Source organism: Bryocella sp. (genome assembly GCF_058498515.1).
Genome location: NZ_JBMHYI010000024.1, coordinates 23,971 through 38,421 on the forward strand (window position 1 = coordinate 23,971; position 14,451 = coordinate 38,421).

Annotated in this window: 13 protein-coding genes; 9 read left to right on the plus strand and 4 right to left on the minus strand. The window is 62.0% G+C overall.

Annotated features, from left to right (window positions below; translation table 11 throughout):
• Nucleotides 1-5: 5 nt before the first annotated feature.
• From AC5E6W_RS07015 to AC5E6W_RS07025, 3 genes are all read right to left on the minus strand, one after another.
• Nucleotides 6-356, minus strand: coding sequence for a hypothetical protein (locus AC5E6W_RS07015; RefSeq protein ID WP_491751560.1), 351 nt, complete (start codon nt 354-356; stop codon nt 6-8).
• A gap of 4 nt (nt 357-360) precedes the next feature.
• Complete coding sequence (locus AC5E6W_RS07020; protein ID WP_491751561.1) at nt 361-669, minus strand: hypothetical protein; 309 nt, start codon at nt 667-669, stop codon at nt 361-363.
• A gap of 85 nt (nt 670-754) precedes the next feature.
• Entirely contained in the window at nt 755-976 is a 222-nt protein-coding gene (locus AC5E6W_RS07025; RefSeq protein WP_491751562.1) for a superinfection immunity protein, read from the minus strand.
• Between the two features lie 129 nt (nt 977-1,105).
• Between AC5E6W_RS07025 and AC5E6W_RS07030 the strand changes: the two genes are divergently transcribed.
• Nucleotides 1,106-1,507, plus strand: a complete 402-nt coding sequence (locus AC5E6W_RS07030) for a hypothetical protein (RefSeq protein WP_491751563.1) — start codon at nt 1,106-1,108, stop codon at nt 1,505-1,507.
• 21 nt (nt 1,508-1,528) lie between these two features.
• Here the strand turns inward: AC5E6W_RS07030 and bshC are convergent, their stop codons facing one another.
• A complete protein-coding gene (bshC, locus tag AC5E6W_RS07035; RefSeq protein ID WP_491751564.1) occupies nt 1,529-3,205 on the minus strand; it encodes a bacillithiol biosynthesis cysteine-adding enzyme BshC in 1,677 nt (558 codons plus the stop codon).
• A gap of 208 nt (nt 3,206-3,413) precedes the next feature.
• Between bshC and AC5E6W_RS07040 the strand changes: the two genes are divergently transcribed.
• The 8 genes from AC5E6W_RS07040 to AC5E6W_RS07075 all read left to right on the plus strand — a co-directional run bounded on the left by AC5E6W_RS07040 (nt 3,414) and on the right by AC5E6W_RS07075 (nt 14,341).
• The gene (locus AC5E6W_RS07040) at nt 3,414-4,064 is read left to right on the plus strand and encodes an NUDIX hydrolase (RefSeq protein WP_491751565.1); all 651 of its coding nucleotides are present in this window, start codon (nt 3,414-3,416) and stop codon (nt 4,062-4,064) included.
• A gap of 219 nt (nt 4,065-4,283) precedes the next feature.
• Nucleotides 4,284-4,499, plus strand: a complete 216-nt coding sequence (locus AC5E6W_RS07045; protein ID WP_491751566.1) for a cold shock domain-containing protein — start codon at nt 4,284-4,286, stop codon at nt 4,497-4,499.
• A gap of 127 nt (nt 4,500-4,626) precedes the next feature.
• The gene (locus AC5E6W_RS07050) at nt 4,627-6,471 is read left to right on the plus strand and encodes a DNA polymerase/3'-5' exonuclease PolX (RefSeq protein ID WP_491751567.1); all 1,845 of its coding nucleotides are present in this window, start codon (nt 4,627-4,629) and stop codon (nt 6,469-6,471) included.
• An 89-nt stretch (nt 6,472-6,560) separates the two neighbouring features.
• Nucleotides 6,561-8,189, plus strand: a complete 1,629-nt coding sequence (gene pgi / locus AC5E6W_RS07055) for a glucose-6-phosphate isomerase (RefSeq protein WP_491751568.1) — start codon at nt 6,561-6,563, stop codon at nt 8,187-8,189.
• 209 nt (nt 8,190-8,398) lie between these two features.
• The gene (locus AC5E6W_RS07060; RefSeq protein WP_491751569.1) at nt 8,399-9,970 is read left to right on the plus strand and encodes a glycosyltransferase family protein; all 1,572 of its coding nucleotides are present in this window, start codon (nt 8,399-8,401) and stop codon (nt 9,968-9,970) included.
• 194 nt (nt 9,971-10,164) lie between these two features.
• Entirely contained in the window at nt 10,165-11,025 is an 861-nt protein-coding gene (locus AC5E6W_RS07065) for an IclR family transcriptional regulator domain-containing protein (RefSeq protein WP_491751570.1), read from the plus strand.
• Nucleotides 11,026-11,587: 562 nt separating this feature from the next.
• A complete protein-coding gene (locus AC5E6W_RS07070) occupies nt 11,588-12,685 on the plus strand; it encodes a hypothetical protein (RefSeq protein ID WP_491751571.1) in 1,098 nt (365 codons plus the stop codon).
• Nucleotides 12,686-12,820: 135 nt separating this feature from the next.
• Nucleotides 12,821-14,341, plus strand: coding sequence for an MBOAT family O-acyltransferase (locus tag AC5E6W_RS07075; protein WP_491751572.1), 1,521 nt, complete (start codon nt 12,821-12,823; stop codon nt 14,339-14,341).
• Nucleotides 14,342-14,451: the final 110 nt, after the last annotated feature.

Here is a 14,451-nt window from a genome sequence, read left to right on the forward strand (position 1 = left end):
CACCTCTAGTCTATTGGCTCCGGACGCCACATTCGTCGACAGAGCACATACAGGTAGCCAAAGAGCGTCGAAAAGATCAGCAAGTTCAGGACCACGGACAAAAGCAGCGAAAGCAGCCCACCGATCAGCCCGCAAGACTCTCTGCAGTCGTTTGACCCCAGAAAAGGCCAAAGCAGCACTCTCGCGGTGTAGAAACCCGGCAGGTAGGCAAAGCGCAACAGGTACGGCGCTGCGGGAAAGATCCGCGCGGTCAGAAAACAGAGAACGAAGGACACAAAGTAAAGCCCCATCCCTCGGAACAGGAACCACAACCACTCCACGATGCGGGGAACCTTCGCTTGCTCTTCTTCCCACATCCGGCTACTCCAGGTCGAAGTCTCTGAGCGGCTTGCCGCTCAACGGCGACTCCTTCGCCTTCTTCACCGCTTCGGCGAACTTCTTCGCCATCAGATCGTCCTTGTTCTTCTGCGCCTCGATCGACTGCGCGAAGATGGATTCCCTGCGCGCGTCGGACTCCTTCAGCGCCTTGGCCGCCTGGCTGAAGTCCTCGAAGGTCTTCTTGCGCTGCGCCGGTGTGTGCGAGATCATCTGCCGCGTTACCGGGTCGACCTTGATCATCGCCCCGCAGTCCGGACACAACACCTCAAACGGCTGATCGCTCAATCCCATACACAACACCTCGCCTCGGACATTCTAGTCCGGGACGAGGTGCGCGAAACGCAGCGATGCATGAGACGTAAAGGAGCGGAGCTCCCTACCAGCGGCGATAACCCCGCGCGTACGCAAACTCATACTGCGTCTCGCTGGTGAAGGCCCACGCCAGCGCGATGACCCAGCCAATGATCGTCCAGCCCAGGAAGAGGTTGATGAGGAAGATCGCGGCGGTATGCCGCGAGTGGCGAAGCGCCGCCACGATGGCCGGGAGAAAGTGAATCGCGCCAAAAGGAAGAAGAAAAAGTACGAACAGGAGATGCATCGAACGAACCCTCCGTATCCTTCATACGTGGACGGTCCCTGCCCGGTTCCCTAGCGGTCGACTGCGCCCTCCCGCCGCCCTAAAAATCCTCTGGCCGCCGCGCAGGCGCCGCGATACACTTCCGCCACCATGCCCAAGCCCAATGGCTTCTCCCTCACTGTGATCGTGTTGTGGGTGTTCCTTGCCCTGTCCGTCATTATGCAGATTGCAGCGCCGATGCCGCCCACGGGTCAGGCCGGAGCCTTTATGGCCATGGCCAAAGGCATCGCTGTCATCGCCGCGCTCGTCTCTGCCGCAATCGGCGCGGTCATCATCCTCTTCTATTCGAAGGGCGAGAACTGGGCGCGCTGGGTCATCATGGTGTTCAGCGTCCTGTACATCCTGGGCTTCTTCATCACGCTCATGCACTGGTCGCTCTACCCCGCAAAGACCGTCTTCAGCGCGGTGCAGGCGGTTTTTGGCGGATACCTGCTCTGGTTCCTGAACACGCCGCCTCTCAAGGGATGGTTCGAGAAGAAGCTCCTCGCCTGAAGAGCCAGGCCACGGCACTGGCTAGAAGCGGATGACTCTATGCCCCGGGCACTCCTGGCTCGCGTGCTCAACCAGGATCCCGGGCAGCTCTTCGCCGAACTTCGATAGTGCCCAGATGCCGCCCAGGACGCGCTCCTGCAGATGGCCCTTCGGCAGCAGCTCCAGCATGATGGCCGTCGCATGCTTGTGCAGCGAGGTCTCCTTCTCGAGCTCAAAACGAGCTGCCATGCGACGCAGCCGGTCCATCTGATAGCGCATCTTGCTGGCCGAAACGCCCGCTGTGCGCCCCAGGTCGGCGCTCATCGCCGTCATGTAGTCGATCAGCGCGGTCAGTTCGGTCTCCATCGCATTGCCCACGGCGGCAATCTTCCGTTTGCCTTCGATGGGCATCGCCCGCGCCCCCAGACGCAGTGCCAGGTCGTCGATCGTCTTCGCCGCAACAATCTGCAGAAAATCGACCTCGTGTGTGTCCAGCAGCTTGCCGATCTCCGGAGAGATGAGCGTCGCCGAAAGCCTCGGCAGCGCCGCCGTGACCCGACCGAGGACCGCCTCGTAGACCACAGCGCTCTGCGCAAAGTACGCAATCTCCGCCGGGCCGCCCACGTACGCTGCCGTTGGCAGAATCGTGTCCTGCATCACCGGACGAAGCAAAGCGTTCGGGCTCAAACGCTCAGGCGTTGCTTCCAGCATCGCCAGTAGTTCACTGGCTGCAAAGACCTTGCTGCCGGCCTTCCACTGCAGCACGCCTTCAGAGTCCGCCACACGCCGCAGCGGCAGACGCGCACCATTCTCGTCGATCAGGAAAAGCAGCGAATGTCCCGGAGTCACCAGAACCTGCGCGTGATACCCCGCAGCCTCCAGCTCCTTCGTCCGTTGCAATAGCGCCGTCTCCAGCGTGTCCACCTGCTCGATCGCAGCACGAAGCGTCGACGCCCCCAACGCATGAAGCTCGCGGCTCGCCGCATCGACAACAATCAGCCCAAACTCGGCAAATACCTTCGCCATGAAGCGGCCAAACGCGGACGCCAACGTCGCTCCTTCAGCCGCATAACACTCGCGCAGCAGCTCAGCGACGGGTCCCCACGCAATCAGCTCGCTGGCACGCTCAATCGCAGCATCCAGCGTCTCAGCTCCGGCAGAATCGAGACGGATCCCACCCACGGGAACTGGCCGTTCGGCCTTCAAGCCAAGCTTCAGCTCCTCGATCTCGGTCTTGGTCGGTAGATCGACCATATCGACCTCGGCGAGATCATGGTCTTCGGTCGCGAGCCAGAAGATGGCCACATGCTCGCGTCCGCTGATGCGCGTCCCTTCTTGCGCCTTCCGAATCGCCGTCGCGGCCTTCAACAGAGAGAACTGCGGTCCGCCGAAGAGTCCGACTTGCTGACCCGTCACCACAGCCGCGGCCCCATCCCGCAGCTTGCCGATCGCAGCCTTCGCCGACTCGCCCGCTCCCTGCACCTCAGCCTGTCGCAGCAGCTCCGCCGCGAGGCGATTCCGATGCTCCACGCCAAGCTCCGGCGCACCCTTCGCCCAGCTGTAGGAGAACGGATCCGCGGGAAAACAGCGGCGCAACAGCGCCGTATCCCTGGCGTCGGTCACGTGGCCCGCTCCGGTCAGCGCGCCCGATTCCGCGTAGTCGCGGAAGATCGCGCTGGTTCCGGGAAGGCTCGAGATCGGCAAACACTCAGTCGTCATCGTCTTCCGCAGTCTCTCATTCCGTTGGGGCCACTGGCGGCCGAAGTTCGCAAAGAATTGCGCGCAGGCGCAACCCTCCAAAAGGCCGTCAACTCTCCGAGCCTTTTGGATGCGCCGCAGAACTCCCCGATGCAAGGAAAACTCCCCGTGACCCGATCTGAGATTTTCGGGGCATCCCCCATCCTTTGTGCTCGTTTACCCTTGGTGCATGTCGACGTCCCGCAAGAAGATTGCCCCAAAGAAGACTCCGAAGACCACGCCGAGCGCCAAAGCCGCATCCCCAACCAAGCCGCTGAAGCTGCGCGGCAAGGGCCGCACTCTCTCCTCGAAGACAGTCTTCAAAGGCAACGTCTTCACCGTCACCAGCGACCAGGTCCAGGAACCCGGCGGCGTCACCGCCCGCCGAGACGTGATCCGCCACAACGGCTCCGTGGTCGTGCTGGCGGTCGATACCGCAACCAACCCCTCCGATCCTGGAATCCTGCTCATCAAGCAGTGGCGTCACGCAGCTGACCAGTTCCTGCTCGAGCTCCCAGCCGGCCGCATCGAGCCGGGTGAAAAGCTCATCCCCGCCGGCAAGCGCGAGCTGATTGAGGAGACTGGCTACCGGGCAAAGAAATGGTCGAAGCACGTCCGCTACTTCGCCAGCCCCGGCTTCCTCTCCGAGGCCATGAATGTCCTGCTCGCCGAGGACCTCACCCTGGGCGAAGCCACACCCGAAGACGACGAGAAGATCGAGATCCATATGACTCCCCTGTCCGAGGTGCTGGCCCTGATCCGAGCCGGAAAGATCCTCGATGGCAAGACCCTCGTCTCCGTGCTGCTCTACGAAGAGCAGCGCCGCGCCACACGGCCCTGATCCCGCGGACCGCGTTGCCTGCGGCGAAAAGAAATGTCAGAACTTTGATGACATCGACATTCGCGTTACCCCCTCGAAGCCCTGAGGAATCTGTGATTTGCGTCTGCAATTTCCCTCCTGTTCTCAGCCATCTGATTCCCTTTCTCCCTCGTCATAGATGTCAGCCACGCCGTCGCAAGGTAGTGCGGCGGGACTGTCAAACGTGCAAGGGAAAGACAAATGGCACAGTACAAGGGTGTCGTGAAGTGGTTCAACAATGCCAAGGGGTACGGTTTCCTTGGTCGGGAAGACGGGCCAGATGTATTCGTCCACTACAGCTCCATCCAGCTGGACGGATACAAGAGTTTGAAAGAGGGTGACCAGGTCGAGTTCGATGTGATCCAAGGCAGTAAGGGTCCGCAGGCAGATCAGGTCACTCGCATCCAGAGCGCCTGAGGGAACGATAACCGGGCGCTCAGGCCTTCGCTGGCTGGGACCCACCGCCAAGAACTTGCCCGCGTGCTGCGCATCTACAATCGATGCGTGGCCGCGGGCGATCTTGTCTTCGGCTCCGACCGAAATTATGGACAACATCACCCTCGCACGGCTCCTCGACGAGACCGCCGCCCTGCTCGAGATCGACGCCGCCGATCCCTTCCGCATCCGCAGCTACCGCCGCGCCGCCGAGACGATCGAGCAGCAGACGACACCTGTCAGCTCTCTGATCACGCCCGATGGCGACACCAAGGGTCTGCTCGCCATTCCCGGCATCGGCAAAGGCATCGCCGGCACCATCAAAGACTTGGTAACCACCGGTACCACCGGACTGCGTGAAGAGCTGCTGACCAAGTACAAACCCACCATGCTGACGCTGCTGAAGCTCCCCGGCATGGGCCCCAAGACCGTCGCCCTGCTGCACTCCGCGCTGCAGATCAGCAACATCGACGAGCTGGAGGAAGCCGCCAAGCGCGGCGCCCTGCTCGAACTCCCACGCATGGGGCAGAAGTTCACCGACAAGCTCCTGAAGGGCATCGAAGACCATCGCCGCAACGCCTCGCGCTTCCGCGTGGACGTCGCCCGCGAGCACGCTTTGCGGGTCAGCGAGCTCATCCGCCGGTTCCCCGGCATCGAGACCATCACGCCCGCTGGCTCCCTTCGTCGCGGCAAAGAATCCGTCGGTGACCTCGACCTGCTCGTCACCGGCCCAGCCTGTGAGCCCAACGTCGTTGCTGCCGCGGTCGAACACGTTGCGACGTTGCCCCTCATCGACAAGCTCCTCGCTAAGGGTCAGAACAAGGTCAGCTTCAACCTTCGCAACGGCCTGCAGGTCGACGTCCGCCTGCTGCCCCGCGCCAGCTACGGCGCCGCACTGCAGTACTTCTCCGGCTCCAAGCACCACAACGTCGCACTGCGCCAGCGCGCCATCAAGCGTGGCCTTACGCTCAGCGAGTACGCCCTGCTCCGCCTCGCTGACAACACCATCGTCGCCGCCGAGAGCGAAGAAGCCATCTACCAGGCCCTCGACCTCGACTACATCCCACCCGAACTCCGCGAAAACAACGGCGAGATCGAAGCGGCCGAAAAACACACCCTGCCGAAGCTAATCGTCCGCAACGACATCCGCGGCGACCTCCACATGCACACCACCGAGTCCGATGGCACAGACTCCATCCGCAAAATGGCTGAGGCGGCCATCGCGCGTGGTCTCGAGTACATCGCCATCACCGACCACTCCAAGGCGCTCGCCATGACCAACGGCATGGACGACAAGCGCACGCTGAAGCACGCAGCCCGCATCCGTGAAGAATCCGACCGCCTCGCTGCCGAGTTTGCCGAAGGCCGAGGCCCGCAATGGGCACGCTACAAGCAGCGCGTCGAAGCCGGTGAGCCTGATGCCGCCAACCCCAGGCCGACGGCCCCCTTCCGCATCCTCGCCGGCATCGAGGTCGACATCCTCCTCGACGGCGCATTGGATCTCGAAGACGACACGCTTGCGCAGCTCGACGTCGTCGTCGCCAGTGTTCACTCCGGATTCAACCAGACCGAGGCGGAATGCACCGCCCGCGTCATGCGAGCTGCGGAGAATCCCTTCGTGCACATCCTCGGCCATCCCACCGGCCGCAAGGTGCTGCACCGCGAGCCGTACAAGATCAACCTTGCTGAACTTCTGCCCCTGGCAGCGAAGCTGGGCGTCGCCGTCGAACACAACGCCGCGCCCGCCCGTGCCGATCTCTGCGATATCCATCTCCGCCGCGCCAAAGAGCTCGGCTGCAAGATCATCGTCAACACCGACGCCCACTCCACCGACGAGCTCGATCAGATCGACTACGGCATCGTCCAATGCCGCCGCGCCTGGCTCACCGCCCAGGACCTCATCAACACCAAACCCGTCGACCAGTTCCTCGCCAGCCTGCGCCAACGGCTCTAAGGGACTGCATCTGTGTGCACGGAACAATGGTCTAATGACTTTCGCAGGCTGCGGAATACCCCCGGCCCGCATCCCCAAGGAGAGTTTGTATGAGCGACACAATTGCCCCTTTGTCCCAGCGCCCGGCCTGGAAGGCCCTCACCGCGCACGCCGCCACTCTCAAGCAGAACCTCCGCGAGCTCTTCGCCGCTGACCCCGAGCGCGGCACGCGCTTCACAGCCGAAGCCGAAGGCATCTTCCTCGATTACTCCAAGAACCGCATCACGGAAGAGACCATCCAGCTCCTCCTGCAGCTCGCGAAGGAATCCGGACTCGCCGAGCACAGGGAAGCGATGTTCACCGGCCAGAAGATCAACACCACCGAGAACCGTGCTGTGCTGCATGTCGCTCTGCGCGCGCCCAAGTCGGAGTCCATCGTCGTCGACGGCGAGGACGTTGTCCCAGCCGTCCACGAGGTCCTCGATAAAATGGCCGCGTTCGCGGACAAGGTTCGCTCCGGCAAGTGGCTCGGCTACACCGGCAAGCCCATACGCAACGTCATCAACATCGGCATTGGCGGCTCCGACCTTGGCCCCGTCATGGCCTACGAGGCGCTCCGCCACTACTCCCAGCGCGATCTCACCTTCCGCTTCGTGTCCAACGTCGATGGCACCGACTTCGTCGAAGCGGTCCACGACCTCGACCCCGAAGAGACCTTGTTCCTCGTCGCTTCCAAGACGTTCACCACGCTCGAGACCATGACCAACGCGCACTCCGCCCGCGAGTGGACGCTGGCCACGCTCAAGCAGACCGAAGCCATCGCCAACCACTTCGTCGCCATCTCCACCAACGAGAAGGCGGTGGCAGCGTTCGGCATCGACACCGCCAATATGTTCGGCTTCTGGGACTGGGTCGGCGGCCGCTACTCCATGGACTCCGCCATCGGCCTGAGCACCATGATTGCCATCGGCCCGAAGAACTTTCAGGCGATGCTCGACGGCTTCCACGCCATGGACGTCCACTTCCGCACCACGCCGCTGGAGAAAAATCTGCCCGTCCTCATGGGCCTGCTCACTGTCTGGTACACGGACTTCTTCGACGCCCAGACAGTCGCGATCCTGCCCTACGAGCAGTACCTCAAACGCTTTCCCGCCTACCTCCAGCAGCTCACCATGGAGTCCAACGGCAAGCACGTCACCCTCGATGGCACGCACGTCGAGGCAGAGACTGGCCCCATCTACTGGGGAGAGCCCGGTACCAACGGCCAGCACAGCTTCTACCAGCTCATCCATCAGGGCACGCGCTTGATCCCCTGCGACTTCATCGGCGGCTTCAAGAGCCTAAACCCCTTAGGCAGGCATCACGCCATCCTGATGGCCAACGTCTTCGCGCAGGCCGAAGCGTTGGCATTTGGAAAAACCGCCGCCGAAGTCCGCGCCGAAGGCGTCCCCGAAGCCCTTGTCCCGCACAAAGTCTTCGAAGGCAACCGCCCCTCCAATACCCTCCTCTACGACCGTCTCACCCCGCGCACCCTCGGCACGCTCATCGCCCTCTACGAACACTCCGTCTTCACCCAGGGCGTCATCTGGGGCATCGACTCCTTCGACCAATGGGGTGTTGAGCTCGGCAAAGTCCTCGCCACAAAGATCCTGGGTGAAATGGAATCCCCCACCGACCCACCCACAGCCCACGACACCTCCACCACCCATCTCATCAACCTCTACCGCAGCCACAAATAACCCCTGCAAAACGGGGTGCCCCATCCTCGGCTGGCAGCTTGATCGCCAGACAGGGTGGGGTATCGTTTGTGCGGTGGCAAACGATCTCTCTCTTTCTGCCATCACCCGTCTCTTGCGCTGCGGCCGCACGCATTGCAACACAGTACCCGCCAGAATTCTTACAAACACGTGACAACTCCATCGTTATCGGAAGCTACTGTGATTCCATAATGATCGTCCCCACATGCAACGAGGCCGTCGCAGACAACCAGCACAACGTCACACCGGCACAGCGTCTCTACGACGCTCTTCTCGTCCTGGCAATTCCCGTCTACCTCTTCTTCAATCTCTTCACCCTGCACGGCATTCCTCACTACATCGTCGCCGATGATGGCCTCTTTGCATTGGACGCCCTGCGCATGGGCGCTGGCCGATGGATCTACCGCGACTTCTTTCAGTTCAACGCCCCCGGCATCGACTACGTCTTCTTCTTTGCCTTCAAACTATTCGGCATACGCGCATGGGTTCCCAACCTCGTCACGCTTCTCATGGGCACCGCGTTGTCCTGGCTGACCCTCCATCTCAACCGCCGCATCATGCCTCGCTCCTGGGCCGATCTCACCACCGTCCTCTTCGCCGCTGTCCTCTACCCCAGATGGTTAAACGCCACACATCACTGGTTCAGCCTCTTTGCCATCCTCGCTGCCATCCTCCTGCTTTGGACGGACCGCTCTCCCGCGCGCATGGCCATGGCAGGCGCCCTCATTGGCCTGGCGACCTTCTTCACACAAATGGCCGGAGCCGCTGCATGGTTTGCCTTCGCGAGCGCACTCTACTATGCGCGTGAGCCGGCAGCCCCTCATGATTCCATGCTGCGGAAGCAGGCAAGCCTGTTTCTCTCCGCCGCACTCACCTGGTTCCTTCTCAGCGCATCCACCCTTTGGCACGCAGGCTGGCATACGCTCTGGTACTTTCAGGTCATCTTTCCGCAGCGCTACGAGCTTCGGCCGTTCAAAAATCCTATACGAACCTTGCTGCATGCCTTCCCGCATGCGATGTCATTCCTCGGCGTGGAAAACGCCCTGTTTTATCTGCTTCTGATCTCCGTAACACCTGTAACTCTCGGCGTCCTCTTGTGGAAGCACCGGCAAAATCGGGCAAAGCCGCACACGGACCATACACCTCTGTTTCTGCTCACAACCGTCGGTCTTCTGCTCATGGCCGAAGTCACCGCTCGTCCGACCTGGATACGCCTCTATGCGGCCTTTTTGCCTTCTCTCATCGTCCTCGTCGCGGTCCTTGCGCGGGCATTGACTGCGCGGCCTCGTCTGGCCCGCATCCTCCTCGCGGCGCTGTGGTCTGCCACCATCGTCGTCGCCATCCGGCAGACGATGTTCCGTCGCGCTGCCTACAGCGATATCGTCTCTCTGCCAACTGGCAGGTTCGCACTCCTACCACAGGATGCGGAGGAACTCACATACCTCGCCCGGCTCACGCACCCAGGAGAACCTTTTTTCCAGGCAGATGCAGCTTATCTTTACTTTCCTCTCGGCTTAGACAGCCCTGCATACATGGATTTTCTTCGGATGGCCCCATTGACCCGGCCTGAGTTCCTCCTCGATGCTATCCGGGCAGTCCAGAAAAACCACATCCGCTACATCACCCTCCTTCCCGTAAACGACCCCATCACGAACCCCACCGGTCAGCACGATCTCGATCCCCTCTACTCCTGGGTAGAATCCCACTACACCCTCATCCATCGCTTCTCAAGCAACGAGGAGCTGTGGGAGCTGCGGCAATAGGCCGACTCCAGGCAGATAGACAAAGCACCCGCGTTCCAGCATTCCTGCGGCCTCAACCGACGAGCTTCCGCAATCCGGGAGTCTCCCTCCGGCCCCCTTCTTGCGCTTCGGCTCCTCGTGCGTTTATCGTGAGTACAGAGCGGCAATCGGTCATCACCGGGACCGCGCCGCTCCCGTGTCGGAGGATCCGTACCTTGTCATCGCTGGCCGCTCCCGTTCCCGCCGCTCTGCTCCCGCCTCAAGAAAAATCACCCTCCAGCAAGCCCGTGCTCCCCGGTGTCGCGCTGGAGACCTATTCGGGCGATCCCAACTTCATGGCCTCCCTGGCCCGCGGGCTCGTCGTCATCGAGGCCTTCACGCCCCAGTCGCCGCAGATGACCATCTCGCAGCTCAGCCAGCGCACCGGGCTCTCCCGTGCCGCCGTGCGGCGCTGCCTTTATACGTTGGTAAAGCTGGGTTTCGCCGGGGCTGACGAGACGCAGCGCTACTCCCTGCGGCCCAAGATGCTCACCCTGGCCAACACCTACACCGCCTCCAGCACCCTGGCCAACGCCGCGCAGCCCATCCTGGAACGCATGTCCGCGACCTTCAAGGAGAGCTTCTCCGTCGCCACGCTGGACGGCGAGGAGATCGTCTACATCGCGCGCACCACCATGACCCGCGTGATGAGCGTCGACCTGCACATCGGCTCACGCCTGCCGGCCTTCTGCACCAGCATGGGCCGGGTCCTGCTGGCCTACCTGCCTCAGGATCAGCTGGAACACTTCCTCGCTCGCCTGCAGCTGGTCCAGTACACCCCGCGCACCGTCAACTCCAAGGAAAAGCTGCGGCTGATCCTGCGCAACGTGCGCCGCAACGGCTATGCCCTCTGCGACCAGGAGTATGAAGTCGGTCTGCGCTCGATCGCGGTTCCGGTCTTCGCCGGAAACGGCCGTGTCGTGGCAACCGTCAATCTCAGCGGTCACGCGCCACGGATGCCGATGCTGGAGATGCAGACGCGGTTCCTGCCGCCCCTGCGCGCCGCTGCCTCCGAACTCAGCGTCTTCCTCCGCTAACCGCTCACTGGTACCTAACCAGCGCCGACGTTTGGCTGTCAAAAGGGCAGAGGTCTCAAGCCAGCGATTTTCCCGCTGACCTAAGCCCTCTGCCCTGGAGGCTCACATCAATGCCTGTCCACACTCCCGCATCGGCACTGGAACTGAAGCGTTCCTACACCTTCGCTCGTGCGCGCTCCTCGCAACACCCCCCGCAAAACCTAAAATAGCCCCACTTGGAACGCCGAACCTCTCCTCTCACCCACCCCTGAGAGAAACGCCCTCCCGTGCCCATCCGGGCAATCTTGATCCGCCCAAAGTATCCCCGAGTTTTCCAGACCTTGCTTGCGGGACTCCGGTAATCCCGCGCCGGCTCTTCGCGTCTAACTGCCCAGTGACGGATCACGCGAAACGCGCGACGATTCGCAAACTAAGGGTTAAGTTGCAATATCTTTCGATATTTGAGCGGTTTAGAACACTGACCCCGACAAGGGCTCCCATAGAATGACCTCACTTCCCACACCCCTGCATGAGTGCTGCTTTGGAGCGTAACGAGACGACCCCTGTACCAACACCGGAGCAGTTGCCAAGGCCAGCCCTGGACCCCTCAGTGGTGTACTGCCTTGCGATGATGGTGCTTCCCTTGCTGGCCATCCCGGCATTCATCGGGCTCGGTCGATCCAACTTTTTCATGAATCATGGCGCCAGTTTCTGGGTGCGCTCCAACGACGCCGTCTTCAACATGCAGGATCGCCACTGCGACGTCGTTGTCTTTGGCGACTCGACTGCAATGACAGGCGTCGATCCGGCCGTGGTCGAAAATGAAACCGGCTTTCATACCTGCAACATCGCCGTCACCAACGCCGTGCTGGCAGTGACCGGCAACCTCACGCTGGACCGTTTTCTCGCCCAGAATGAGCGGCCCAAGGTACTGGTCGTCCAGCTCTCTCCTGATGATTTCCAGGCCGCGAACCGTGTCTGGCACCACACCATCTACGCCGAGGGCCTGTTAGAACTGCTCCGGCACGGACAGCCGAAAGAAGCCCGCCGCGTTCTCATCTCGCACCCCCACGAGGCCGCCAACTTTGCCGGCTATGCCGCAGGGTTCACCGCCTACTATGCCCTCCGCGACGCTTGGTTCCACGCAACCCACCTTCAGCCGGAGGAAGACCGCCTGCAGCTTCGTACCGACACCACCTTTTTCACGCCGCCCTCCCCGGCCCGAACCTACTGCGAGACCGACGCCCCCTTCACCGATCCCACCCAGGGCGCATTCTCCCGGGCGCTCGCCGATGAGTTTCGTCGACGCTACGCGGACCGTGCCGCCGTCGTCCTGGTCGATGTCGCCCCAATTCCTTCGTGCGATAGCAACCTGCAGGCCTACGCCACACAGCTCGAAGGCATCACCTCGAACCCGCTCCACGCTCTTCCCATCGCCGCCTTCAACGACGGTCGCCACTACACCGCGGACGGCTCGCGAATGGTCAGTGGATGGCTCTCGCAACAGCTGAATGAGGTTGCCTTGGAGCGTCCGGAGATCAATACCCGGAGGGAGTCTCCACGGTTCATCGAGGTTGGCGACAGCCTGCCTCCCGGAGCCAGAACCGCATCTCGCACGGCGAAGAAGCCAATCGACGGTGTCGCCCTGCTGAGCGCTTCAGGATTGCTGACCCTTCCGTAAGCTCATCCGGCAGCTACACGCCCACGGCTTCGGGTGCATGGCTGCGGCCCGCTTCGCTTCGACCGTCTTCCGCCGCGTTCTCTTCGTCAGAGAAGCGGCAGGCTCCTTAGACCCGGCCCTGCGCAGACACTCACGATGCTCTTTAACTCCTACCGGTTCATCTTCGTTTTTCTGCCCATCGCGATGGCGGGCTTCCACCTGCTGGGGAGGTTGGGGCGAAGACCGGTCATTGCTTGGCTCTCGCTCTGCTCGCTGGTCTTCTATGCCTGGTGGAAGCCCATCTTCCTGCTCTTCCTGTTGGCATCGATCCTGGTCAACTACGCGGTCTCAGCGGCCATCGCCAGGGCGCCGGAGTGCTCCTCCACGCGCCGTCGCATGCTCGTGCTCGGCATCGCGCTCAATCTGGGTGCGCTGTTCTACTTCAAGTACCTCTATCGCACGCTGATCCTGCTGCACGCGTTGCATGTTCCTGCTCCCGAAGCCCATCCCATCCTGCTTCCGCTGGGCATCAGCTTCTTCACCTTCACGCAGATCTCGTATCTGGTGGACCTCTCGCAAGGACAAGCGGAGCGGCAGGATCTGCTGAGCTACGTGCTCTTCGTCACCTTCTTCCCGCACCTCATCATGGGGCCCATCCTCCACCACAAGGAGATGATGCCGCAGTTCGCTCCCGGCCGGCGGTACCGCATGGTACCAGCCGATGTCTCGCTCGGCCTTACCTGGTTCCTGATGGGCCTGGGCAAGAAGGTGCTCATCGCGGACTACCTCGCGGCAGGCGCTGATGCCTCATTTGCACGCGCCGGAGCCCAGGGCGCAACCTCCGCATGGGGGGGCCTCGTGCTCTACACCATGCAGCTCTACTTCGACTTCTCCGGCTACTCCGACATGGCGTTGGGGCTCGCGCGCATCTTCTCCATCCGCTTCCCGCTCAACTTCGATTCCCCCTTCAAAGCCACCAGCGTCACCGAGTACTGGCAGCGCTGGCACATGACGCTGACCCGCTACATCACGCTCTACCTCTACAACCCGATCCTGCTGCACGTGCAGCGCAAGCGCACCCTGGCCGGCAAGAAAGTCTCGCGCAAGGCGCTCGCCACACCCGAAGGTTTCGTCGCAATGGCAGCCTATCCCACCCTCGTGACCATGCTGCTCACCGGGCTGTGGCACGGCGCAGGGGCAAAGTTCCTCATCTTCGGTCTCTTGCACGGGCTCTATCTCACGGCGAACCTCGCGTGGCGCAGCTTCCGACAGCGCGACAAAACCATGCCGGAGAAGGTCCGCAGCGAGTTCACCATCCTGCTGATGCGAATCGGGGTCTACCTGCAGGTCGCGCTGGCGCTGGTCTTCTTCCGCGCCGACACGCTGCATGCCGCGACCTCGATGCTGGGCTCGCTGTTCTTCCTGCACGGCGCCGGGCACTTCAGCAGCCTGCTCGATGCTGCCGCAGGCTTCGCTCTCTTCCCTATCGTCTGGTACCTGCCCAACACCCAGCAGATCCTCGGCGAAGAGCCCTCAGGAGCCACCGCACCCACACCCTGGTTCAACCACATGCGCTGGACACCCAACCTCCGCTGGGCTTTTGCGATGGCGGTGCTCTTTTTCGCCGTGCTAGCCAACCTCGGCGATACAAAGTCGTTCCTCTACTTCCAGTTCTGACGTAGCTCCAACTTGCCTTCGAGGCTCGCACTCGCGGTTGCTCTTCTTGTTGTCATTCCCAAAGGGGATCTGCTGTTTGTCACCTCATCCCCAACGAGAAGACCCGCCTT